A 24,478-nucleotide genomic window follows, 5' to 3' on the forward strand; every position below is an offset into this window, starting at 1 on the left:
CAGGATTTGTGGGCGATCGACTATTGCGCGGGCGATGATCGTGATGCCTCCTTCGAGTGGCTGGCGGCCTGGGCGCTGATCTTCGACCTGATGACCCTGGTGGCCGCCCTGGCGCGCGGCGCCGACGTCGCGCAGGATCAGCAATGAGCCTGCCCCGGGATGCGCTCTCTGCTTGGCTGAGTAGTGCTAGGTGATGGATAGGCGCGGATCGAATGCGTAGCGTGGTAGGCGGGCGCTTGGTCTCCAGTTGATTGATGCAAGGAATGCGTATGAACGGATGGAGCGGTAACGACCGTCAACCATAGATAGAGACCAGCCTTAGAGCCTACCCATGGAGACATGGACGAACACAGACGGTGGATCCGGATCGGATTCTTGCAGCTGTTCAGGAATTGACGGCAGACAGGCTCAAGGGGCCCGATGGAAAGAGCATGTCGGTCTTGGTCGTCGATGGCCCGCTTCGCAGCGTCGAAAAGGGGCTCGCTCGGCGTTGCTTTGCCGGTGGCATCCTGACGGCTGAAGAGCGGCCGGGCGGATTCCGCGTTCAAACTGGACTCCGCATACTCCAGGGCTGCATTGTGGAACCCTGCCTGGGCAGGATCAGGGAACCCAGGGTTTTCCTGATTCTGCGCCCTTGCCGGGGCCAGACACATCAAGTATGCCTGAACCGCTCCGATGATGCAGTGCCTTGCGTATGCCAAGCTGTCCTCCGGATTCTGGCTGCTGGCGGCCGGTTGCCTGCCATATGGCTTATGCTGCTGAGTACCGTCTTTTCCCCCTCTTATTTATTGATTTGGGCAGGGACCGTGGAGGTTCGGCGCACGGTGCTTGTCCAAGACTGACAGGGAGGGGAGGGTGTCGCGAAGGTGATGAGTCCCCGTCTGCAAGTAGCGTTGAAGTATGTCTGAGCTCCAAACCCATCTGTTGGACAAGGCCCCGTTCGGGCGGGTCGTGCCGGCCATGGTCACTCCCATGAACCATGACGGGTCCGTGGATTTTGAGGCCGCTGGCAATCTGGCCCGCAGACTTGTCGCTGATGGGGCGGATGGGTTGCTGGTCAACGGCACCACCGGCGAATCTCCGGCCACCCACATGGAAGAGAAAGTCGATTTGGTGCGAGCCGTAAAGGATTCGGTGGACGTGCCGGTCATTTCGGGTGCGGGCTCCAATGACACGGCCCATACGGTCCGCATGGCCGAGATGACCCAGGAAGCCGGGGCGGATGCGCTCCTGGTGGTCATGCCTTACTACTCCAGACCCTCCCAGGATGGGGTTGTAGCGCATTTCAGGTCCGTCTGCCAGTCTGCGGATCGCCCCATCATGCTCTACGATGTACCTGGCCGCACCGGGTTGCACGTGACTGTGGATACATACCGTCGTCTTGCCGAATTGCCGCATGTCGAGGCAGTCAAGGATGCCACTGGTGACCTGGCCGCAGTTCCCATCAAGCGCAAGGAGACGGGGCTGATCTGGTACTCCGGCGATGACGGGCTGTATCTGCCCTTCCTGGCCTTGGGCGCCGTCGGCGTCATATCGGTCATGGCCCATGTGGCCAGCCGTCCTATGCAGGACCTGGCGACTCGGTTCGATCAAGGCGACCTGAAAGGAGCACAGAGGTTGTCGACTGCCTTGGCGCCGCTGGTCCAGGCTCTCAATGGCCAGGGTCAGCAGGCGGTCATGGCCAAGGCCGCTCTGAAAGTGGCTGGTGTCTTGGACAGCACGACGATGAGGCTCCCTAATCTTGGGCCTGGCAAGGACCAGCTGATCCAAGCCGAGAAAGGCATGAAGGCTGCAGGGCTGATGCGTTCCTGACAAGCAAACAAGCGTCGCCCCCGTATCAGACGGGGGTACAGATAATGGAAACACAAGTGAGAATGGCAAAAACAAGGCAAGAAGACAGTACAAAGAGCAGAAGCGGAAGCAGAAGCAGCAAATCCTCTCCCAAGAACCGTAGCCGCACTCCCGGGCAGGGCAAGGGAGCCGGCAGGTCCCGGAATGAATCCCGTGGACGCCGCAATGGCTCCATCCAGCGTGGTAAGGGTACTCAGGCTGAGCAGCGTCTGGTGGCTCCTCCGAAGTATCGTAAGGGTTCCATGCGTATTGTCCCGCTGGGGGGTCTGGGTGAGATTGGCCGCAATATGAATGTGATCGAGTATAACGGTCATATTCTGCTGATTGACTGCGGCGTGCTGTTTCCGGAGGAGGAGCAGCCGGGCGTGGATCTGATTCTGCCTGACTTCAGCTATATCAAGGATAAGCTGGATCGGGTGGATGCTCTGGTGCTGACTCATGGGCATGAGGATCATATCGGCGGGGTGCCTTATCTGCTGAGGCTGCGTCCGGATATTCCTTTGATCGGCTCGAAGCTGACTCTGGGGTTTGTTGATGCCAAGTGCGAGGAGCATCATCTTAAGCCCAGGGAGGTGGAGGTCAAGGGCCGCGACAAGCTCAAGGTGGGCCCCTTCAGCCTGGAGTTCGTGGCCGTCACCCACTCCATTCCTGACGCCCTGGCTGTCTCTGTGCGCACCCCGGCGGGTCATATCATCGACACCGGCGACATGAAGATCGACCCGCTGCCTTTGGACCACAGGCTGACTGACCTGAGGGAGTTCGGCAAGCTGGGCGAGTCCGGCGTGGACCTGCTCATGGTCGATTCCACCAACGCCGAGGTCCCTGGCTTCGTCAAGCCCGAGATTTCCATCGCCCCAGCTCTGGACAAGGCCTTTGCCGAGGCCCAGCGCAAGATCATCGTGGCCTCCTTCTCCAGCCACGTCCACCGGGTGCAGCAGGTGGTTGACGCCGCTCACAAGTTCGGCCGCAAGGTGGTCTTCGCTGGTCGGTCCATGGTCCGCAACATGTCGATCGCCTCAGACCTGGGCTACCTGCATCTGCCCGAGGACACCGTGGTCGACCTTAAGGACGCCCATAATATCCCTGACGAGAAGATCGTCTACATGTGCACCGGCTCCCAGGGCGAGCCCATGGCGGCTCTGGGCCGCATAGCCGACGGGACCCACCGCGACATCACCATCAACGAGTTCGATACGGTCATCCTAGCCAGCTCGCTGATCCCCGGCAACGAGCACGAGGTCTACAAGGTCATCAACAAGCTGGTGCGCCTGGGCGCCAAGGTGGTCAACCGCGACAACGCGGCCATCCATGTCTCCGGCCACTCCGACGAGGGCGAGCTGCTCCACTTCTACAACATCGTGCAGCCCAAGTGCGCCATGCCCATCCATGGCGAGAACCGGCACCTGGTGGCCAATGGCCTGATTGCCGTCAAGACCGGCGTGGATCCGCAAAACGTGGTCTTGGCCGAGGACGGCGACGTGGTGGACCTCTACCATGGTCAGGCCGCCGTGGTCGGATCCGTGCCCTGCGGATACGTCTATGTGGATGGCGACTCCGTGGGTCAGCTGACGGACGACGAGCTGGAGCAGCGTCGAATCCTGGGCACGGAAGGCTTCGTCTCCGCCTTTGCCGTAGTCGACACCGAAACCAGCAAGGTCGTCTCCGGTCCCAAACTCTACCTGAACGCTGTGGCCGAGGATGAGAGCGAGTTCAAGTCCATCAGCGCCCAGATAGTCGATCAGCTCGAGGACGCCATGGCCAAGGGAACAACCGGCACCTACCAGCTTCAGCAGCTGATGCGCCGTACCCTGGGCGGCTGGATCTCCCGCAAGCTGCACCGGCGGCCCATGATCGTGCCCGTGGTGGCCGACATCGCCACCGACGTGCAGCCGCAGGAATGACCATCGCTTACTGCAACTGATACCGAAGGCTCCGGCCGCCCAGATGGACGACCGGAGCCTTCGGTGTTATCAGCAGACAGCAGCGCTTACAAGCTCACGATGATCTTGACGTGGTTTTCCGCATCCTCGCGCAAGGGGCGGAAGCCCTTGTCCACGATGTCCTCGATCTTGATCCGGTCGGTGATGAAGGTGGACAGGTCGATGTTCCGGTCATGGATGAGCTTGATGGCATCGGCATGATCGTTGGCGTATCCCATGGATCCTGACATCAGCTTCTCTCCAAAGCCCATCTCTGCGGATAGGTGCAGGGTGATGGGCTTGACATGGATGGCCACGACGACCAGGCTGCCCTGAGCCTTGAGTCCAGACAGAAGCTGGTGGACCACCGGTTCCGCACCGGCTGCGTCGAAGGCCACATCCGCGCCCCGGCCGTCGGTCTCGGTCTTGACGCGCTCCAGCAGATCCTCCTTGCTGGGGTCGATGACCAGGTCAGCGGCACCGGACTGCAGGGCCTTGTCCTTGCGGGCCTGGGAGAGCTCGGACATGATGACCTTGAGTCCCTTGGCCTTGAGCACGGTTCCCAGCAGCAGGCCGACAGGTCCCGCTCCGCCGACCAGGGCGGTCTGCCCGGGCTCGGTGTGGATCAGACGCACAGCGTGGTAGGCCACGGAGAAGGGTTCGATCAGTGCCGCCTGATCCAGGGGCAGGTCGCCCACAGGGTAGACGCGCTCGGCGGCCACCACCATGTGCTCGCTCATGCCGCCGCCCCAGCCGTTGATGCCGATGAAGCCCAGCTTGGGGCAGTCGTTGTAGTTGCCGGCCTTGCAGGCGGGGCATTCTCCGCAGGCCATCTCGGCCTCGACTACTACGGAATCGCCCACCTTCATGTCGGTGTGCACATCATCGGCAATGGCCTCGATGGTGCCCGAGATCTCATGGCCGAAGACCACCGGCAGGGTCTCCCCGGAGAGAGGGTGTGGGGTGTCTTTCGAGTTGCCGCCGTTTTGCTCACCGTCATAGTAGAGGTGAAGGTCGGAGCCGCAGATGCCGGTGAAGGCGGGGTGGATCTTAATGGTCCCGGGTTTGAGCTCGGGCTCGGGCACGTCCTCCAGCCGTACATCTTCCTTGCCGTAGTACATCAATGCTTTCATATCGTATATCCTCTCTGATATGCGTGTAGGCCCTGCATGGATGGAGTTGAATACCCAACATAACATCCCTGCGGGCGGGTGATGCTCCCTCGTCGAAGACCACCCGACTTTCATACTACCGCTGATATGCCTTCAAGGTGGTGGGAGTTTCGGCCAGGACCTCGCCGCCCTGATCGAAATCGAAATCGCCCAGCCAGTGTCCGAACCTGCCGGGTCCCTTGCCGCACCAGACCACCCGGGCGCTTCGGTCAGCCTGTCCGCTCAGCAACAGATTGGCGGTTCCGGTCACCCGGTCGTTATCCAGACGGTAGTCCAGGAATTTGTCGTCCCCGTAGTGGCAGGCCACCCGCTGACGCTGTTCCTGGTCCAGCACCCGCCAGGGGTCTACGGCGCAGAAGACTCTGGCGGGCAGGTCATGCTCCACTGCCTGGAGCAGGGCCAGGCCCCCGCCCAGGCTGTGTCCGGTAAAGAGCACCTTGCGGTCGGTTCCTGTCGTGCGTCGGGCCAGGTCAAGCGCCTGCTTTGCCAGGATGCCCGCCTGCTGCGTCTGTCCTGGTTCCCCGTTCAGCGGCGGCAGGAAGCAGGTCAGCGCGGCATGGACGTCGTGGCGAGGGTCGTCGCGCAGATTGGTGCCTGCATAGACCACGGCTATATGGGCATAGTCCGGACCATCCTCCAGGTTCCGGGCGACGATCATCCCCTCGAATCCGTTTTCGGGGCAGTAGCGGGAGCGCAGCACCCAGTAGCTGTCCAAAGCCGGATTCTCGAACTGGTGCAGGCCCGGCCTGGTCTTGACGTCTCCTCGGCCGATTCCGTAGGAGTACTGGCAAAGCATGTTGAGTTGTTGTGTGGTAAATCCGGCCCGGACCTGCATGCGCTCCCTTTCTGCCATACTCGTGAGCCATGGACCATGACCAACCGCCTGGAGGTCTGACTATTCCCGTCCGGACTGCGCCCTGAGAAAAGAGGAAAACCGTCCTTCTGGCCCGTCGGCGGGTGCCCGCATTAGACTTGACATGCCATATCCATACAGGACCTATGCCGATGCCGGTGGGGGCACCGGCATCCATGCGCGAAAGGAAATTCATGCCCGGAGCCAATCTGACTCGTGTGGAAGCCGAAGAGCGAGCCGTCGTCGTATCCAATGTCAGCTATAAGGTCCATCTGGACCTGACCAAGGGGCCTGCCACCTTCCCCTCCACGGCCCTGATCGCCTTTGATGCCCGGCCGGGGGAGTCCACCTTTGTGGATCTGATCGCCGACCAGGTCAGCCTGATCGAGCTCAACGGCCGACGCCTGGACCCGGCCCTGGCCTTCCGGGACGACCGAATAGCGCTCGACGACCTGAGCGAGCACAACCAGCTGCGGGTGGAGGCCCTCTGCCGCTACTCGCGCACAGGCGAGGGGCTGCACCGCAGCGTGGACCCCTCGGATGGCAACGTTTACCTCTACTCCCAGTTCGAGGTGCCCGATGCCCGCCGGGTCTACGCCGTCTTCGATCAGCCGGACATCAAGGCCGCCTTCGACTTCACCGTGGACGCCCCTGCATCCTGGACGGTCCTGTCCAACATGCCTCCCGCCTCTCATCAGGACCTGGACAGCCGCACCGCCGAGGGAACTCTGGAGGGCGGCCGCACCGAGGGCGTGACCCGCTGGGTATTCCAGACCACCCCGGTCATGAGCTCCTATCTGACCGCATTCGCCGCAGGCCCCTATGCCCAATGGACCAGCGAGTACCAGAACGAGGATGGACGGATCATCCCCATGGGCCTGTACTGCCGCCAGGCGTTGAAGGACTCCCTGGAGGGGGACGCCGAATACCTCTTCGACGTGACCAGGAAGGGCTTCGCCTTCTACGCCAAGACCTGGGACCTGCCCTTCCCCTGGGCCAAGTATGACCAGATCTTCGTGCCTGAATACAATGCGGGCGCCATGGAGAACATCGGCCTGGTCACCTTCCGCGACTCGTACGTCTTCGAGTCCAAGGCCACCGGGGCTCAGATCAACCGCCGTGTGGAGACCGTCCTGCACGAGCTGGCCCACATGTGGTTCGGCGATCTGGTGACCATGAAGTGGTGGAACGACCTGTGGCTGAACGAATCCTTCGCTGAGTTCATGTCGACTCTGGCCACTGCCGAGGCCACCGAGTGGGCCGACGACTGGGCCACCTTCTGCTCCGGCGAGAAGAGCTGGGCCCTGACCGAGGACCAGCTGCCCACCACCCACCCGGTGGTGGCTCCCATCCGCGACCTGCACGATACCGAGGTCAACTTCGACGGCATCACCTACGCCAAGGGCGGTTCCGTCCTGAAGCAGCTGGTCGCCTACGTGGGCCGTGATCGCTTCTTCCAGGGCATCCACAACTATCTGACCGCCCATGCCCACGGCAACGCCACCTTGAAGGATCTGCTGACCGAGCTGGAGAAGACCAGCGGCCGCGACCTGGGCAGCTGGTCCCGGCTCTGGCTTGAGGAGGCCGGCATCACCACGCTGACCGGCCAGGTACAGACCGACGAGCAGGGGATCATCACCGCCATGCGGATCGACCAGACAGCCCCTGAGGAGCATCCTGTCCTGCGTCCTCACCGCTTGGCTGTGGGCTTCTACGACGAGGACCAGTCCGGCAAGGTGGTGCGTACAGACCGGTTCGAGCTGGATCTGGACGGCCAGGGAGCCGAAGTGCCCCAGGTCGTTGGCAGGAAGCGTCCGGCCCTGATTCTGATCAACGACGACGACCTGACTTACGCCAAGCTGCGTCTGGATCAGGATTCGCTGGAGTATGCCACGCAGAACCTCTGCCGGATCGAGGACCGTCTGGCCCGGGCCGTGGTCTGGCTCAGCCTGTGGGACATGACCCGGGATGCGCAGTTCCCTGCTGAGCGCTTCATCAGTCTGAGCCTGAAGGCTCTGGCCACCGAGCACCAGTCCACCACCTTCCGCTACGCCCTGTCTCAGATCTCCACGGCCGCCCACCACTTCACCGCCTCCCGTCGCCGCCAGCCCATGCTGCAGCTGGTAGCCAGCACGCTCTGGGATCTGGCCATGAAGGCCCAGCCCGGCTCAGACGAGCAGTTCCAGCTGATCCGCGCCTACCTGGGCTACGGGGACGATGCCGACTTCGAGGATCACGCCCGTGGCCTGCTGAGCGGCGACCTGAAGCTGGAAGGTCTGACCATCGACAACAACACCCGCTGGCTGATCATCCACGCCCTGTCTGCCCACGACCTGCTGGCTGAAGGCGAGATCGACCAGGAGCTGGCCGCTCGAGACACTACGGAGAACCGCGAGTTCGCCATGGGCGCCCGTGCTGCCCGTCCGACGGTCGAGTCCAAGGCCTGGGCCTGGGATCAGGCCCTGCATAACGAGGATCTGACCAACTCGCAGATCGAGGCTCTCGCAGACGGCTTCTCCGGCTCGGGGGATCAGGAGCTCTTCGCACCCTACGTGGATCGCTTCTTTGCAGCCGTGGACGAGGTCTGGACCCAGAAGACCTTCCACATTGCGGAGACCCTGCTCAACCCGCTGTCGGCAGGCGGGCTCTACCCGTCCAAGGCCGACCCGGCCGCCCTAGTCAAGGCGGGCGATGCCTGGCTGGCCGACCACGCTGAGGCCCCCAAGGCACTGCGCGGAATGATCATCCAGAACACGGAGTCCTCCCGGCGCATCCTCAAGGTCCGCGAATACAACGAGCGGCTGCGCTAGCGCCCTGTCCGCCCCGGCCCGAATGGCGCCGGGTCAGGGGCGGGGCCATAATGAATCTGTCGCCTGCATGCAGGATGGTACGTGAGGATCGGCGGGGTCGTCAGCGGCTCGACAGCCGGGTTCGGAGGAGAGCAATGCCCAGATTATTCGGTACCGATGGTGTACGTGGTTTAGCCAATAGAGACCTGACTGCACAGCTGGCCCTGGATCTGGGCGATGCTGCAGTGCGGGTACTAGGCCGTGGCGCGGATCAGTCCGCGGGCCGCCGACGTGCCCTGATCGGCCGCGATACCCGTGTCTCCGGGGATTTTCTGGCCTCGGCCCTGGCTGCCGGCATGTCATCGGGCGGCTTCGACGTGATCGATGTGGGCATCATCCCCACTCCGGGCATCGCCTACCTGACCAGCGTGCTGAACGTGGAGATGGGGGCGGTCATCTCCGCCTCTCACAACCCCATGCCCGACAACGGCATCAAGTTCTTCGCCCGGGGCGGGTTCAAGCTCCAGGATTCCAAGGAGGACGACATTGAAGCGGTCCTTGGCCAGGACTGGGAGCGCCCGGTGGGCGAGGGCGTCGGCCGTGTCTCCCATGATACGGTGACCGCCACCAACATGTACATCGACCATCTGGTGGAGGCCGTGGCCCCTGTCGCTCCCGGCAAGACCCAGCCCAAGCCCCTGGACGGTCTGCGGATCGTGGCCGACTGCGCCAACGGAGCCACCTCGGTGGTAGCACCCGAGGCCCTGCGTCGTGCAGGAGCGGACGTGGTGGTCATCAACGCCTCTCCCGATGGCTACAACATCAATAAGCGCGCCGGATCCACCCACCCCGAGCAGCTGCAGGCCATGGTCCAGGCTTCGGATGCGGTCATGGGCGTGGCCTTCGACGGGGACGCCGACCGTTGCCTGGCAGTGGACGAAGAAGGGCACATGGTCAACGGCGATCAGATCATGGGCATCCTGGCCCGAGCCAAGCAGCGCGAGGGCAAGCTGGCCAATGACACCCTGGTGGTCACCGTCATGAGCAATCTGGGACTCAAGCTGGCACTGAAGCGGATGGGCATCGTCACCGTTCAGACGGCTGTAGGCGACCGCTATGTCCTTGAGGAGATGCTGCGCGGAGGCTACACTCTGGGCGGCGAGCAGTCCGGGCATGTCATCAACCGGGAGTTCGCCACCACGGGCGACGGTACTCTGACGGCCCTGACCCTGGCCAAGGAGGTCATGCGTTCGGGCAGGAGTCTCAAGGAGCTGGCCGCCGACTTCCCCCAGCTGCCTCAGCAGCTGATCAACGTGTCCGGGGTGGACAAGAACGCGGTCCACGCCAATGCCAAGGTCCAGGATGCAGTCGAGGCGGAGGAGCGGATGCTGGGCAACACTGGCCGGGTGCTGCTGCGGCCCTCGGGCACTGAGCCCCTGGTCAGGGTCATGGTCGAGGCCGCCACCCAGGAGCAGGCCGACCAGGTCTGCCAGCGGCTGGCTTCAGTTGTAGCCGACGAGCTGGCCATCTGAACAGAAGACCCAGGAAAGGCGGAATCATCCATGTTCGGCAGAAAAGCGGCCTTCGATGCCGATCTCAACCACCGAGTGGAGTCCATGCTGGCCGAGGCTGGCGAAGAGGAGCTCCTGCCTATCGTGCAGATGGGCGAGCCCGTACTTCGCCAGCAGGCCCAGCCCTACAAGGGTCAGCTGGCAGTCAAGACTCTGAGCAGGCTGCTCAAGGCCATGCGGGCCACCATGCTTGAGGCGCCGGGCGTGGGGCTGGCGGCGCCTCAGGTTGGCCTGGGCCTGGCAATCGCCGTCATAGAGGATCATGTCCGCGACGATGAGGATGATCCGCGTCAGATCGACGAACTGCCCTTCAGAGTCATCATTAACCCCTCCTATGAACCTATGGGGCAGGAGACGGCGGCCTTCTATGAGGGATGCCTGTCGCTGGAGGGATTCCAGGCGGTTCGGCGGCGCTGGCTGGACATCACGGCCAGCTGGGAGGACCGTTTCGGGCGCAAGCATCGCCAGCGCATGCACGGCTGGCCGGCCCGCATCTTCCAGCATGAGACCGACCATCTATCGGGCGAGGTCTACATCGATAAGGCCGAGATTCGCAGCCTGTCCTCCGATGACAATCTGAGCGAGTACTGGGCCTATGACCCGGTTCCCGCCGAGGCGGCACGGGAGCTGGGCTTCGCCCTCTGAGCCCCTTTGGTTCTCTGGTCCAGGGCCATATCTTCAGTCAGCTCCGGTCCGTCCCCCTTCAAGGGGGCCACTGGGTGCATGATCAGTTCTTCAGAGGCATGACGGCCAGGCTCCACAGCCTTGGGCAGGATCGTATTGCCATCCACGCCTGGGTCCAGCCAGGAGTCCAGATTCTCATCAAGGATCAGCAGGGGCATCCGATCGTGCACTTGGGCAGCCTCTGCCGTGGCTTGAGTCGTCAGGATGGTGGCCGTCAGCAGCCAGGGTTGGCCTGGCTGAGCTCGCCACCAGGAGTAGAGACCGGCGATGTTCAGGGTGTGTCCGTCGGGAGCCTGGAAGTAATAGGGCTGGTGGTCAGGTGTCCATTCGTAGTAGCCGCTGGCCGGAATGATAGCCCTCCGACTCCGGGCCGAGTCCGCGTAGGTCCGCTTGGTCAGGGCGCTTTCCACTCGGGCGTTGTGGGTGGGGTAGACCATGTGATCGCTTTCGGCCCAGGAAGGGACCAGGTTCCAGCGCGCCGGATGCAGGTGCCGTTGCCCGTGTCGGTCCTGGGCCACCAAGGCAATGATCGACCCGGGACTGATGTTCCAGGAAGGCTTGGGCAGTCCTGGAGCCTGCCGGGCGCCATAGCCTTGGGCCAGGTTGGCGTAGTCCAGGTCAGCCGCGAATCGTCCGCACATGAAGCCCATTCTATGGATGCCTGGAGCCTCCGTCGAGGAAACGCCGTAGGCCTTTTTCGGGCCAGTCTAAATGCTGATTGACCTCTCTTTCCTGATAGCATGAAAGCGGTCTGCGGCAGCGGTCATACATTGAGGGTCACCGTGGCCGCAGCGGAGTGTCCAACATTGTTTTTTGCCCTGCCTGGCACGAGGCCGGTGGCGGCATTGTGATTAGGAGATGGCTTATGCCTCAGAAGATCAAGGCGTCGATTGCCTACGGCATCGGCAAGGGGTTTGCCCAGCCCGAAGAGATCATCATTGACGACCCTATTGGCGCAGAGGTCCTGGTGGATGTGCAGGCCTCGGGTCTGTGTCATTCGGATCTGCATCTGGTAGAGGATGACGACAAGTTCTTCCCCTTCCCGGCTGTGATCGGCCATGAGATCGCGGGCATCGTCGAGGCCGTGGGCCCCGAGGTGTCCGGCATCAAGGTGGGCGACCACGTGGTGGCCTCCTTGGAGCAGGTCTGCGGACACTGCGCCAACTGTCTCAAGGGTCAGCCCCAGTCCTGCACCCAGCAGCAGGAGTGCGTGCGCGGAGCGGGCGAGAAGCCCCGCCTGTCCTTCCCCGACGGTCGGCCCATCACGCAGGCCTTCGGCACCGGCGGCTTCGCCGAGAAGGCTCTGATTCACGAGAACCAACTGGCCGTAGTCAACAATCAGGTCAAGTGGGATGAGGCCGCCTGCATCGGTTGCGCCACCATCACCGGAGCCGGCGCGGCCATCAACACCGCCCATGTGCGTCCCGGCGACACCGTGGCCGTCATCGGCACCGGCGGCATCGGCCTGAACATCATCTCGGGAGCCCGAATCTGCGGCGCCAAGCGGATCATCGCCATTGACCTGCTGGACAACAAGCTGGAGTTCGCCCGCAAGTTCGGCGCCACGGATGTCGTCAACTCCAAGAACGAGGACCCTGTGGCCAAGGTGCGCGAGCTGACTGACGGCGGCGTGGACCAGGCCTTCGAGGCCATCGGTCTGCCCGTCACCATGAAGCAGGCCTGGGACATGCTGGGCGTGGGCGGCACTGCCTACCCGATCGGCCTGACCAAGCCTGATGCCACGGTCTCGCTGGAGATCAACCCGGCCGACCTGCTGGTCCACCAGCGCGGCTTCAAGGGCGTTTGGATGGGTTCCACCAACATCAAGCACGACATCCCCATGTATGCCGACTTTGCAGTGGATGGACGACTGAACATGCATGACATCGTCAGCCAGCACATCAAGCTCAGCCAGATCGACGAGGCCTACAAGCAGCTGGTCAACGGCGAAGTCATTCGTTCCGTCATCACCGAATTCGACTGATCCTCTCCAGCTGTTCGGCATGACGGCTGGAGGTCATGTCGAATAGAGGTTCTGATTGCCAGGGGCTCCGGATGCGCAAGGCATTCGGAGCCCCTTTGTCGTTTCAGCAATCCCGGAGCCGGATCAGGATAGGAGCCTGCCGATGTTCTCAGCTGCTGCGGCGAGATTGTCAGCGGCCTTGGCCATGGCCTCGTCAAGGCTGACAGCCCCGGGGCTGATGCTGAAGATGGCGTCGATGCCCACCTTGTAGAGCTCTTCGGCCCCTGCGCCCACGGTACCTGCCAGGGCGATGACCTTGCAGCCGGGGGAGGACTCCTTGACGGCCCGGGCTGTGCCCATGGGGGTCTTGCCGAAACCGGTCTGGAAGTCGATGTTGCCTTCGCCGGTGAAGCACAGGTCGGCGCCGCGGGCCAGCTCCTTAAGGTGGGTGGTCTCTATGACAATATCGACGCCCGAGGCCATGACGGCCGGAGTGAAGGCCAGGAAGCCTGCGCCCAGACCTCCGGCTGCTCCTGCGCCCGGTCTGGTCTCCACCTCACGGTGCAGATCTTGGCGAATGACGGCTGCATAGTGGGCCAGGGCCGTATCCAAGGTGGCCGCCATGGATGGGTCCGCACCCTTTTGCGGCCCGAAGACGGCCGAGGCTCCTTCGGGGCCAGTCAGGGGATTGGTTACGTCCGAGGCCAGGCGAATCCGGGTGCTTGCCAGTCTTGAATCCAGCCCGGAGACGTCTATTCGGTCCAGTCGAGCCAGTGCAGCCCCTCCCTGACTCAGCTCACGTCCCTCAGCGTCCAGCAGCCGGGCCCCCAGGGCCTGGGCCATGCCGGCACCGCCGTCGTTGGTGGCCGAGCCCCCGAGACCGACGATGATCTCCTGCGCGCCCTGGTCCAGGGCCTTGCTGATCAGCTCGCCTGTGCCGTAGGTGGTGGTGACCAGCGGGTCGCGTGTCTGCTCGTTGACGAACTGGATGCCGCTGGCCGCAGCCATCTCGATGACGGCTGTCCGTCCGTCGCCGAGAATGCCGTAGCTGGCGGTGACGCTCTGGCCTAGAGGTCCGGTGACCTGGGCCTGGATCATATGGCCTCCGGTGGCATCGATCAGGGACTGAGCCGTGCCCTCGCCGCCGTCGGCCATAGGCACCAGGGCCATCTCGGCTTTGAGCGTGCTGCGTCGCAATCCGCGTTCAATGGCGTTCGCAGCCTCCTTGGCGGTCAGGCTGCCTTTGAAGGAGTCGGGTGCGATGATGATTTTCATGATTGTGACCTTTTCTGACTCGTCGATTCAGATGACCAGATAGACCAGCATGGCCACCAGGGTTATGGTCAGGCCCACCAGGAACTCAAAAAAGGAACCGCCTTCATCTGCTCGCCTACGCCGTCCACAATGGCTCGAGCTATCCGGTTGGCGGCTCCGTACTCCATCAAGATGCCCGCCAGCACACGCTAGCTGCCAGGACCCGAATAACCGTGCTTGTGACGCTCTGAGAGCCGGCTACACCGATGTTGACAGTCTGCCCCAGGGGAGGGGCCTCCGACCAGGCAGCCCACGATGGCTCCAGACATGCGCGCATAGGTGGTGTTGCGCTTCCTGAGAATAAGGATGATAGCCAGGGGCAGGCCCAGCAGAGCAGCCCACCATGACAGGGTGATGTCCATGTCAGTTCCTTTGATCTGTTCCTGTGCCGGGGACCAGGGTCGGCATCGCTGCAGATGACTGACCGGCAATGATCCTCTGCTTTTCCTCACTATCAGTGTGGCTCCGTCAAGCGCTTTTTGCCAGAGCACCCACACTCGAAAAGCAAAGGATAGCGTGGGCGAAAATGGTTCATGCACCATATTCATGAGAAAGCGGGCCATGACCATAGACCCTCCGACGGCGCAGACAATCGTCGATAACCTCAAGGATGTAATCGAATACAACAGCAATTTCTTTGACACTGCGGGAACTATGGCGGCCGACACTGGTGCTTCGTGACTGATGCTTCCGCGCATAGGCAGCTTCCATGGCGCGGATCGCCTGATTCAATCAGCGGATCATGACCAGCAATCTGATCAACCTGCTGATCCTTGAGTACAAGGACAACGAATTAATGAACGCCTTGGCCCTGGCCCTTGATCTGGATCTGTCAGGTCCATGGCTGGCTCTGGCCGACAGTGCTCCAGAAGTCCGGTTGGAAAGGCTCAACGGGGACAGGCTCTGCGAAAAACTCTGCAAGACGTGTCTGTCCTTCGGGGTTGCTCTCTTCGCTGTAAGTCCCGAGGACTTTCGCATCTATGCGCCGCAGATGGGCACGGAGCTGCTGATCACATCAATGCCCGCTGAGCAGTGCCGGGCCTTTGTGGAGCAGGCCTTTGCAGGCCTGGCGCCGGATCGCATTGATCGGTTCGACAAGGTCCTCAGCGCCTACACTCTGCACAACGGCAGCATCACGCACGCCGCCCAGGAGCTTTTCATCCATAAGAACACCATGCAGAGCCGGCTGAGTGCTCTGGCGAGAGAGACAGGCTACGATCCCCGCCACCTGAGCAATTATCCCATCCTGGCTGCAGCCTTTGATCATTGCAAATACCTGGCCTACAAGGATATTCCCGACGAAAGCGCGGAGTTGGCGACCATTCTGAGACCGCTGACCAGCCTGAAAGGACGAACTAGTCCAGACTAAGCCCGGATGGATTCAGCGGTCATCGGCGGAGAGCTGCTTCAGCTCGGCTCGGACCTTCTGGAGCTTGGCGAAGGCCGTGTTTCGGTCCTGGGTGGTTCTGGCCCGGCCATGGTCCCCTGTCAGCTTGGTCTCCTGGGCCTTGAGCAGGTCGATGCGCTCGCGGACGGCGAGTCGGTTGTCCAGATCCCTGCCGTCAGTCTGGTCCAGGGTCACCTGTGCGCACAGGCTGTCCCAGACCTGGTCCATATCCTTGCCGACCAGGGTCAGATTGGTCTGATCTGCAGGGCGGGGTCTGCCCACGTGGAGCGTATGCCTGGTCTCATGACCGGCTTTGGCAGGCAGGGCTCGACGGACGGCCGGCGTGCAGACGGGACCAGCTTCATTCCGGTGGATGGCGATGAAAACCATGCCTGAGGAACGCATGGCGGCGATATGCTCCAGCACATCCTCCGGTACATCGGGGGTCTTCAAACCGACCGCCATGACCAGCACCTCATGGCAGTGCGCGCCATCCGTCACAGGGATGGTCCCGGGCCGCAGCAGAGCCAGCATGACGATTTTGTCGATGTTGGTGGAGAAGTGCTGACGCAGCCGTGAGGAGACGGGCGGTCGCGTGGTGAAAGCGCGCAAGGGCAAATCGCCCTTGGCTGCTGGAACGGCGGTGGTGGGCGGCAGGCCCAGGGAGAGGGCGGACACGCCTTCGTAGGTTGCGATTGACATCCTTGGCCTTTCTGTCGCTGTTTCCGTTATTTTACCGGCATGAGCAAGTTTCGGGTCGCTAGTGTCCGTTTGCCGGCAATGTATATTGGCTGTACACCCAAGAGAGCGCATGCAGGGAGCTGAACGAGCTATAGGCATGCGCAAGATCTGCGGGTTGGAGTGATGAGGCTGAATGATGGGCGAAGATTCACGGATGTCAGAGATTACTGTAACCGACGAGGAACGCAAGCTCCTAGAGGGCTGGACCGAGATCGACGGGGATCTGGATTGCTGCAGTCCCGATACGGTTCGGGCCATTCTGGGCTCCCGGCTGACTTTTGGACGCATGGATGCGCCCCGCTCACGTCACTGGCAGGTGCCCGAGGGAGTGGACTGCCTCAACGATATCGCTTATGTGGACGACGATCTGCGCGCCCACAAGCTGGATCTTTACCTGCCCCATGATGCTCTTCTGCGCAATGGCAGGGTGACCCCGGTATACATCGACATCCACGGCGGCGGGTTCATGTACGGCTACAAGGAGCTTAACCGTAACTTCTGCACCCACCTGGCCCAGCGAGGCTTTGCGGTCTTTTCGGTCAACTACCGGCTGGTCCCGAGAGCGGACTTTATGGGCCAGCTGGATGATGTGCTGACGGCCCTGACGTGGATTAAGAATCATCTGAATGAGTATCCGGTCTCGTCTGATCGGATCTTTTTGACGGGAGACTCGGCCGGAGGCACCCTCGCCCTCTATGCGCTGGCAGTTGAGTCCGATGCCCAATTTGCGCGAACGCTGGGGCTGAAGCCCGCCGGGCTGCGGCTTCGGGGCGCTGCCTTCGTCTCTGGTCTTTTCGATCTGACTCCTTATGTATCGGTGGATCTGGCTGGTTTTCATCCCATAGGATCGCCCACCGATGCCCTGACCATGATCGCTCCATCCTTCTTCGGAAGCTTTGTTCGGGCTGGGGGCGATCGCCTGGCCGACTTAACGACCATGGTTGATATGGTCCGCCTGCCGCCGGTCTTCCTGAACACCAGCGCTGATGACTTTCTGCAGGGCGAGGCTCTCAAGCTGGCTGAAATTCTGTGCAGGAGGGGTCGTGACTTTGAACTGCACGACCTGAGGCCCAACCGCTTGCAGACCCTGGGGCACGTCTATCCGGTGGCTATGACCTGGCTGGAGGAGAGCATCCGTACCCTTGATCAGATCCACGATTTCTCCTACGACCTTATTTGAACCTGTCCGCATGCCCGGTTCATCCGGTCGCTGGCTATGATGGAAAGAGCAAGGTGGGCATCGCTGGCGCTAGGCCCCCGGTGTCTGCACCGCCGTTTACAGAGGAGTGATTCATGGACGAGAAGACCTTGGTAGAGAAGCTGAGCAACCTGGAGACCATCGACCAGCTGGTAGATCTGTCCAAGCAGATCGGCAAGCCCCTGTCTTACGACGACGCGGATCGGCTCTTCGGCAGGATCAACCAGTGCAAGAACGATGTCGCGCAGCTGGGCGGCGACACCATCGCCAAGCTGGCCAAGCAGGTCTTCGGCATCTGAATCGTCAGATCTCTTCGAGGGGCGGACCGATATCCGGTTCTGCCCTTTTTTATGCCCGGGCTCGAGCCTCCTGCTCAATCTGGGCCAGGCTCTTGCCCCTGGTCTCGGGCACCATGATCCATGCGAAAACCAGGGCGCACACATTGATCAGCGCGAAGAGCAGGTAGGTGCCGGTGCCGCCCAGCCGGGCCAGCAAAGTAGGGAAGACCAGGGAGAGTCCGAAGTTGGTCAGGTTCATGGCCACGTTGGCGTAGCCCATGCCCCGGCTCTTGACCTGCTGGGGGAATATCTCGGATAGGAGTAGCCAGGTGACCGGGGCCACCAGGCCCTGGACGAAGATCACATAGATCATCATCATGCCGATCATGATCCAGGCGGCCGTGCGTGACGCGTTGCCGGGGGCATCGACGAAGCGATAGCAGACCCCGATAGCGGCGAGGAAGACGATAGTGCCTGCAAGTCCCGCAGTCAGAATGACGCGGCGGTCGAAGCGGTCGATCAGTCCCAGGCCTCCAATGGTGGCCGCTATGGCCGAGACCAGGATGACAGGCACGGTTGCCACCATGGACAGGGAGGGGTCGAAGCCCAGGGTGTCAGTGAAGATCGTCGGCGCGTAGTAGTTGACGATGTTCAGCCCGGTCAGCTGGTTGATCATGGCCACGCCGATGCCGACGATCAGCACGCGCCGCAGCCAGGGGGTCTTGAAGCTGGCGGTCTTCGCACTCGTCGGCTGCGACAGCTCCCGCATGGTCACCCGGGCCTCTGCCTCGTCGCGTGTGGACTCGAGGAAAGTCGCTGCCTGGACTGGTTCGCCCTGGCGGATCAGATGGGCCGGGCTGTCATGCAGGAAGCAGGCCAGCAGTGCCAGCAGGACGGCAGGCGGCACTAGGGCCCAGAGCATGGTACGCCAGTCGGCACCCATCCGGTCCAGGATGGCGTTGACGCTGACCGCCAGCAGCTGCCAGACCACGATCATGACCGAGTTGACCGAAACCACCCTTCCGCGTTCCGCAGTGCCGACCATATCAGCCAGGTAGATGGGCACGATGGTCGAGGTCATGCCGATGCCGGACCCGATGATCAATCTTCCCAGTTCAAGCAGGGTCAGGCTGGGGGCCAGCGCGCTCAGCAGGGCTCCGGGGATGGCCAGCAGGGCACCGGCCAGGATGATGCGCTTGGGGCCGAAGCGGTCGTTGAGCCTGCCTGCCAGGTAGGATCCCAGCGCGGCGCCTATCAGCAGGGCGGAGGTGACCAGTCCCTGCTCGCCAGCCGTCAGGTGCCCACCTGCTCCTGAGCCCAGATTCATGCCGACCAGCGCGCCTGAGATGACGGTCAGGGTATAGCCGTAGAGGCCGCCAGCCAGCACGCCCAGAGCGGTCATCAGCTGCAGATTGCGCCGCTTTCCTTGGATCGCAGTCATGAGGTCCCCCTTCGCCAGTTCATACGGGCAGAATCAGTGTCATCATAAGCGCCTGGGGGAATGGTCCGTCGGTTCAGCTCGCCATGGTGGACAAGGCAATCAGCCGGAAAACCACCTATCGAATCCGCTATCCGGATCCAGGTCGCCGACGACGCGAATACTTGATGATGCTGTCTACGACTTGCGCCTGTCATGGGCAGCGAAACAGCTTGATTTCGCATATGATGAACAAGTATCCACAACAAGGACATCGTGGGTGCTTACGGCCATGGTTCCATACAGCCATGGCGATGAAAGGAAACATTGTATGCGCAAGCTGATTCTTGATCTGGACACTGGTGTCGACGACACTCTGGCTATTTCCTATGCCCTGGGCAGCCCTGAAGTTGACTTGATCGGCATAACGGGCACCTATGGCAATGTGCTTCTGGAGCAGGGCATCCGCAACGATCTGGCCATCACCGACCTGCTGGGCCACCCCGAGGTCAAGGTCTATCCGGGCCTGCCCCACGCCTCTAAGGCCGACTCCTTCGAGGTGCTTCCCGTCTCCGCCTTCATCCATGGAGAGAATGGCATCGGCGATGTGGCCATCCCCGACTCGGACCGTAAGGCGCAGACGCAGTCGGCCGTAGATTTCATCATCGATGCGGTCAATACCTATGGCAAGGATCTGGTCTACGTGCCCACCGGCCCCATGACCAACATCGCCGCCGCCTTGGCCAAGGATCCTGATATCGCTCAGCGCATCGGCTCCATCGTCCTCATGGGCGGGGCCCTGACCGTGCCGGGCAATGTGGACGCCTGGCAGGAGGCCAACATCTCCCAGGACCCGGATGCGGCCGATGTGCTCTTCCGCTCCGGCGCGCCTGTGACCATGGTCGGCCTGGACGTGACCCTGCAGACTCTGCTGACCTATAAAGAAACGGCCCGCTGGCGACAGCTGGGCACTGCGGCAGGCGCCTTCCTGGCGGACATGACCGACTTCTACATCAAGGCCTACGAGACCACCTCGCCCCACCTGGGCGGTTGCGGCCTGCACGATCCGCTGGCTGTGGGCGTGGCCGTGGACCCGACTCTGGTCACCACCCTGCCCATGAACATGAAGGTGGAGACCGAAGGCGCCACTCGCGGGCGCACCATCGGGGACGAGCAGCGGCTCAACGACCCGAACAAGACCATGCGCGTGGCCGTCGGAGTGGACGTACCCCGCTTCCTGGATGAGTTCATGACCCGCATCACCAGGCTGGCCTCCCAGGCTGACTGAGGTCCTCCATCCCCGGCAAGTTCACGCAAAAGAAAGAGAATTGAAGACATCATGTCCGAAAAGCAATCTACCGAGGATTCGACAGCCGTACGATCGCTGATCCTGCTGCTGATCACCTTCGTCCTGGGCACCCTGTGCCTGCAGGGCTTCAACCTGGTCTTTCAGCAGGTCGGCAAGGATGCTGGCGCTCCCGATCAAGCCTCGCTGATCACGGCCCTGCCCAGCATCGTCCTGGGCATCGTCTGCTTCATCTACGGGTCCTTGGGCGACTTCGTATCTCTGCGCAAGCTGGTCACCTTTGGCTTGTGCATACTGTTCATCGGGTCCGTGTATGGATACGTGGCCAATACGGTCATGGCACCCAACATCTGGAATGTGATCGCGGCCCGGCTGCTGCAGACCGCCGGCGAGCAGGTGGCTGGCTCGGCCTACCTGGTCGTGGCGACCAAGTATCTCAAGCCCTCCCTGAAGGTGATCTTCTTCGGCATCTTCACGGCAGGCTACCAGGTGTCTGCAGCCATCGGCATCTTCGCCGCCGGTCTGCTCAGCTCCATAGCCTGGCAGTACCTCTTCCTGATTCCCGCAGTCACCATCCTCTTCCTGCCCATTCTGCTCAAGAGTCTGCCCACAGGCGGCGGCAACGGCGAGAAGGTGGACTGGCTGGGCTTCGTCATCTTCGGACTGGCCACGGCCCTGCTGACCCTCTTCTTCTCTTACACGGCCTGGTGGCTGCTGGCGGCCTCGGCTGTCTGCTACCTGATTTTCGCCCTGTACATCAGCCGGGCCCGGAGCCCCTTCATCACTCCGGACTTCTTCCGCAACAAGCGCTGGCTGATGGGCATCGGGCTGATCCTGATCTTCTACTTCATGAACTACTGCATGTCGCCCATCTTCAATGCCATCGGGCGTGACGTCTACAAGGTGTCGACGTCTACGGTCTCCCTGCATGTGGTCTGGGCCTTCCTGGTGGCCGCCGTGCTGGGCACTACTTCGGGCGCCATTGTGGACAGGATCGGCCGCAAGTCGGCCATCATCATTGCAGCCAGTCTGATGATTCTGGGCTTCGCAGGGTCCGCTCTGGCGGTCAATTCCGGTCTGCTGGCCCTGACGCTGACTGCCTGCGTCTATTATGCCGGGGTCGGACTGATGTATTCGCCCATCGTCTCCACCGTGCTTGACACGCTGCCCCAGGAGCAGTCGGGCCGCGGCGTGGGCATGAACGATCTGGTCATGAACGTGACCGGCTCCATCGGCATCGCCATCATCGGCGGTCTGATGGGCAAGCCCAGTATGGAGGGCTTCGGCATCATGGGCGCCACCGGTCCGGCCGCCAACTACAGCAACCTGCTCCTGATCGGAGCTGCCGTGTCCCTGCTGGGCCTGGTCGTGTATTTGGTCTGCAAGAAGACCATATATGCCAAGACTGCCGACCAGCAGTAGGTCAGCCGCAGGTATATTTCTGATATAGAGCCATGGACCATCCGTTTTGCGATAAGGGGAGTTCCTCTCTCTGCCGCAGTCGGGTGGTCTATTGATATGTGTGATGAGGGCGCAGGAGGGTGTCGGCTTCCTTGCGGAATTGAACCTTAAGTGACGCTTGCCTATGTGCATGCTGTGCTGACTATGGGCAGGGCGGGATTGATCCGTGCCCGGTCTGAGCCGTTGTTTCCCTGGCGTAGTCGGTCCCCGTCACTGCCCACGCCCAAGCGGAAATCATTGTTCGTCTCCATCGGTGATCTGGTTGCATTTGACCGTATGGGTGGAGCGTTTCTTGGTGTCTCTGCTGGTCTGTTGTAGGGCTGCACAGCTTATGCTGTTGTCGTTCTGACAGAAGTATATGGGTGGCCCCATTGGGTGGGGGAGTTGGGGCCACCCTGGTGGTCCGGGCTTTTGTGTCGGGGATAGTGATTGTCCGGACCTGCTTACACGAGGGAAGTCTGTATTTGCGTCGGCTGAGAGTCTCCAGCCGGTGGCGTCTGTCTGCTGCGGCACATGCGAAGGCGAGCAGCCCTGCTGATACAGGGGTGGCAGGCCGTTTCCGCCAGCCAAGTGCAGCCGGGCTGATGGAGGGGTACCGGTACGTGCTGCTGGTGTCGGGGGTCTGGACTGCCCCGTTCAGCGTCCAGTCGATGGTCACAATTGCCGTGCCGGGCATGTGTGCTGGCGTGGTCGCCTTCCAGGTGCCGTCCGAGGCTATGACTTGGGACCCATCTTCTTCTGCCGGGAGAATGTTGTTGAAGCATATCTCCGGTGTGGTGGGCGTGGCCGGAGTGATCTTGGTGTCTCCTGCGGCTGGCTTGGGTGCCTTCGGCAACGGTTTGTGGATCGGCGCTGCTGCCTTCTACGCTGTCGAAGATGACTGTGTACGAAGCTGACTGTGTCTGCGGTTGGCTGTCGATGGCCTTGCCAGGCTCGGAAGCTGCAGTCGCAAGCGTGGTGGACGCATGCTGGGATGGGGGTGTGGCTAGACGAGTTGTCGTGCTGGCGGAAGCGTCTGTTCGCTGGTCTGTTGTGGCGTCTTCCAACCTGATCGGTCGGGGCGCTGCTGCTCTGGCTGCGGCGTCGGCTGCAACAAGGCTGCCAATGATCATGCTGGCTGGAAGAATGACGATGACCTGCAAAAGGCTTACAACGATGGCTGACCGGGAAGACGCGTCCGGGTGGCACATGATAGGTTCAAACCCCTTTCCCAAGACAAGGCGGTCCGATGATGAAAAATCCCAAGTTTTTTCATCGGCTGCATGCCGGGCTCATTCCCGGTAGCTAGAAAAACGCTAGCATGCACAGTCGGGTCAGAATGGGAGCAACACCCGGGTAAATCAGATAAAAAATGTTATGTCAAGTCCGGGATGCGGCAGCTTCCTGCCAGGGGAGGGTAAATATGGGAAGGGCGGCTCCGCTGTGCTAGTGGATTGCGGAGCCGCCCTGTTGCGTCCGGATCATCGTTATTTGGGGTTGGATGCTTTCCGGACGTGCTTACTCGAGCCGAAGTCTACTGGTTCAGGCTTCTGGCCTGTCTCAAGCGTCGCGCCGCGATGGTAGTCGCGATGATGATCAGGCCGATGGCAAGGAGCAGGAGTATGCCGGTGCCGCCGGCTCGGGGCAGGACGCTGATGGAGGTGTACCGATAGATGTTGCTGGTGTCGGGGGTTTGCGCAACCCCGTTCAGCTCCCAGTCGATGGTCACGGTGACCGGTCCTGGCGAGTAAGGCGGCGTGGTCACAGTCCAGGTGCCGTCATTGTTTTTTGTAAGAGAGGTGCCTTCTGCAGTGCCGAACTGGACGAGCTTGGGAATGCCCACTCCTCCGGGGAAGAGGGTGATCTTGCCTGGATGCTGATCCGGCTTGCCGTTGCTGTCGCGTCCCAGCTGAGCGAGGTCGTTCTTTCCCCAGCTGTAGAGGTTGCCGTCTGATCCTATGGCTGAGGAGTGATTAGCTCCTGCCTGAGGTTGGATCAGGCTGATGCCGGCTGGAGCGTCCACTTTGGTGGGCGTGCGGTATGTAGTGCCGCTGGTGGCGCGTCCAAGTTGTCCCCACACGTTGTTTCCCCAGCTGTAGAGGTTGCCGTCCGATCCTACAGCGAGGCTAAAATCATATCCCGCCACGAACCGGGTGACTGTAACGCCTGAAGGCATGAAGACCTTGCTAGGGGCGTTACTCAAACCGACGTTGTTTCCTGACTGGCCTTGGAAGCCGTTCCCCCAGCTGTAGAGATTATTGTCGGAGCCGAGAGCAAGCGAGAAGAACTCGCCAGTGCTGATTTGCGTGAAAGTGATGCCGTCTGGAATCAGGTTCATTTTTACGGGGTTAGGGTCATAGTACGGCATGTTCACATCATATCCGTGGCCCAGTTGGACGTAACTGTTTAATCCCCAGGAGTAGAACTTGCCATCGGATCCCAAGGCATGGACATGCTGGCTGCTTGGCCCTGTGGCGACATTGGTGAATGTGATGCCTTGGGGTGCAGCTACTTTAAGAGGTTCGGTGCTCTTTGATACTGTCTTGCCTTGTCCTAGTTCGCCATTCGCATCGTCTCCCCAGGCGTAGAGGTTGC

General features: G+C 61.7%; 21 protein-coding genes. 12 read left to right on the forward strand and 9 right to left on the reverse strand.

The genetic code is table 11. From position 1 onward, the window contains the following. The first annotated feature begins 900 nt into the window (after positions 1–900). Together dapA and DKK75_RS01895 are read left to right on the forward strand one after the other, a co-directional pair. On the forward strand, positions 901–1,812 hold the full coding sequence (dapA, locus tag DKK75_RS01890; protein WP_110451795.1) for a 4-hydroxy-tetrahydrodipicolinate synthase: 912 nt from the start codon (positions 901–903) through the stop codon (positions 1,810–1,812). A gap of 62 nt (positions 1,813–1,874) precedes the next feature. Beyond that, complete coding sequence (locus tag DKK75_RS01895; RefSeq protein ID WP_375314987.1) at positions 1,875–3,752, forward strand: ribonuclease J; 1,878 nt, start codon at positions 1,875–1,877, stop codon at positions 3,750–3,752. A gap of 86 nt (positions 3,753–3,838) precedes the next feature. Here the strand turns inward: DKK75_RS01895 and DKK75_RS01900 are convergent, their stop codons facing one another. Both DKK75_RS01900 and DKK75_RS01905 read right to left on the reverse strand, forming a co-directional pair. Further along, positions 3,839–4,903, reverse strand: coding sequence for a 2,3-butanediol dehydrogenase (locus DKK75_RS01900; RefSeq protein WP_110451797.1), 1,065 nt, complete (start codon positions 4,901–4,903; stop codon positions 3,839–3,841). A gap of 115 nt (positions 4,904–5,018) precedes the next feature. Then, the gene (locus tag DKK75_RS01905) at positions 5,019–5,795 is read right to left on the reverse strand and encodes a lipase family protein (RefSeq protein WP_110451798.1); all 777 of its coding nucleotides are present in this window, start codon (positions 5,793–5,795) and stop codon (positions 5,019–5,021) included. Between the two features lie 194 nt (positions 5,796–5,989). Here DKK75_RS01905 and pepN point away from each other — a divergent pair, with 194 nt between their 5' ends. From pepN to DKK75_RS01920, 3 genes are all read left to right on the forward strand, one after another. Beyond that, positions 5,990–8,605, forward strand: a complete 2,616-nt coding sequence (gene pepN, locus DKK75_RS01910; protein ID WP_110451799.1) for an aminopeptidase N — start codon at positions 5,990–5,992, stop codon at positions 8,603–8,605. A gap of 134 nt (positions 8,606–8,739) precedes the next feature. Next, entirely contained in the window at positions 8,740–10,116 is a 1,377-nt protein-coding gene (gene glmM / locus DKK75_RS01915) for a phosphoglucosamine mutase (RefSeq protein ID WP_110451800.1), read from the forward strand. Between the two features lie 30 nt (positions 10,117–10,146). Continuing rightward, positions 10,147–10,800 (forward strand): peptide deformylase, encoded by a 654-nt coding sequence (locus DKK75_RS01920; protein WP_110451801.1) that lies wholly within the window; start codon positions 10,147–10,149, stop codon positions 10,798–10,800. On the opposite strand, the gene DKK75_RS01925 is transcribed toward DKK75_RS01920, so the two are convergent. Further along, entirely contained in the window at positions 10,749–11,480 is a 732-nt protein-coding gene (locus DKK75_RS01925; protein ID WP_110451813.1) for an SOS response-associated peptidase, read from the reverse strand. The genes DKK75_RS01920 and DKK75_RS01925 overlap by 52 nt on opposite strands. 224 nt (positions 11,481–11,704) lie before the next feature. Here DKK75_RS01925 and DKK75_RS01930 point away from each other — a divergent pair, with 224 nt between their 5' ends. Then, entirely contained in the window at positions 11,705–12,823 is a 1,119-nt protein-coding gene (locus DKK75_RS01930) for a zinc-binding dehydrogenase (RefSeq protein ID WP_110451802.1), read from the forward strand. Between the two features lie 123 nt (positions 12,824–12,946). Here the strand turns inward: DKK75_RS01930 and DKK75_RS01935 are convergent, their stop codons facing one another. Continuing rightward, positions 12,947–14,077: a glycerate kinase gene (locus DKK75_RS01935; protein ID WP_110451803.1), complete on the reverse strand. Its 1,131-nt coding sequence runs from the start codon at positions 14,075–14,077 to the stop codon at positions 12,947–12,949. A 188-nt stretch (positions 14,078–14,265) separates the two neighbouring features. Beyond that, a complete protein-coding gene (locus tag DKK75_RS01940; protein ID WP_110451804.1) occupies positions 14,266–14,478 on the reverse strand; it encodes a hypothetical protein in 213 nt (70 codons plus the stop codon). A gap of 380 nt (positions 14,479–14,858) precedes the next feature. Between DKK75_RS01940 and DKK75_RS01945 the strand changes: the two genes are divergently transcribed. After that, positions 14,859–15,485, forward strand: coding sequence for a helix-turn-helix domain-containing protein (locus tag DKK75_RS01945; RefSeq protein ID WP_110451805.1), 627 nt, complete (start codon positions 14,859–14,861; stop codon positions 15,483–15,485). Between the two features lie 12 nt (positions 15,486–15,497). On the opposite strand, the gene DKK75_RS01950 is transcribed toward DKK75_RS01945, so the two are convergent. Next, positions 15,498–16,205, reverse strand: coding sequence for a DUF4391 domain-containing protein (locus tag DKK75_RS01950; RefSeq protein WP_181414414.1), 708 nt, complete (start codon positions 16,203–16,205; stop codon positions 15,498–15,500). A gap of 193 nt (positions 16,206–16,398) precedes the next feature. Here DKK75_RS01950 and DKK75_RS01955 point away from each other — a divergent pair, with 193 nt between their 5' ends. Together DKK75_RS01955 and DKK75_RS01960 are read left to right on the forward strand one after the other, a co-directional pair. Beyond that, positions 16,399–17,424, forward strand: a complete 1,026-nt coding sequence (locus tag DKK75_RS01955; RefSeq protein ID WP_110451807.1) for an alpha/beta hydrolase — start codon at positions 16,399–16,401, stop codon at positions 17,422–17,424. A 113-nt stretch (positions 17,425–17,537) separates the two neighbouring features. Beyond that, a complete protein-coding gene (locus tag DKK75_RS01960) occupies positions 17,538–17,741 on the forward strand; it encodes a hypothetical protein (protein WP_110451808.1) in 204 nt (67 codons plus the stop codon). Positions 17,742–17,790: 49 nt separating this feature from the next. Here the strand turns inward: DKK75_RS01960 and DKK75_RS01965 are convergent, their stop codons facing one another. Continuing rightward, on the reverse strand, positions 17,791–19,161 hold the full coding sequence (locus DKK75_RS01965; protein WP_110451809.1) for a sugar porter family MFS transporter: 1,371 nt from the start codon (positions 19,159–19,161) through the stop codon (positions 17,791–17,793). A gap of 307 nt (positions 19,162–19,468) precedes the next feature. Between DKK75_RS01965 and DKK75_RS01970 the strand changes: the two genes are divergently transcribed. Both DKK75_RS01970 and DKK75_RS01975 read left to right on the forward strand, forming a co-directional pair. Beyond that, complete coding sequence (locus DKK75_RS01970) at positions 19,469–20,425, forward strand: nucleoside hydrolase (protein ID WP_110451810.1); 957 nt, start codon at positions 19,469–19,471, stop codon at positions 20,423–20,425. A 51-nt stretch (positions 20,426–20,476) separates the two neighbouring features. Further along, the gene (locus DKK75_RS01975) at positions 20,477–21,865 is read left to right on the forward strand and encodes an MFS transporter (RefSeq protein WP_110451811.1); all 1,389 of its coding nucleotides are present in this window, start codon (positions 20,477–20,479) and stop codon (positions 21,863–21,865) included. Positions 21,866–22,026: 161 nt separating this feature from the next. On the opposite strand, the gene DKK75_RS08245 is transcribed toward DKK75_RS01975, so the two are convergent. Continuing rightward, positions 22,027–22,155 carry a hypothetical protein gene (locus DKK75_RS08245; protein ID WP_258333120.1) on the reverse strand — a complete coding sequence of 43 codons (129 nt, stop codon included), beginning with the start codon at positions 22,153–22,155 and terminating at the stop codon, positions 22,027–22,029. Between the two features lie 399 nt (positions 22,156–22,554). On the opposite strand from DKK75_RS08245, the gene DKK75_RS01980 reads away from it, so the two are divergent. Next, positions 22,555–22,800, forward strand: coding sequence for a hypothetical protein (locus DKK75_RS01980; RefSeq protein WP_146208605.1), 246 nt, complete (start codon positions 22,555–22,557; stop codon positions 22,798–22,800). A gap of 617 nt (positions 22,801–23,417) precedes the next feature. On the opposite strand, the gene DKK75_RS01985 is transcribed toward DKK75_RS01980, so the two are convergent. Further along, the coding region (locus DKK75_RS01985) for an RCC1 domain-containing protein (protein WP_445970388.1) at positions 23,418–24,478 on the reverse strand (1,061 nt) is incomplete at its 5' end.

The organism is Bifidobacterium asteroides (assembly GCF_003202695.1).
Classification (GTDB): domain Bacteria; phylum Actinomycetota; class Actinomycetes; order Actinomycetales; family Bifidobacteriaceae; genus Bombiscardovia; species Bombiscardovia asteroides_G.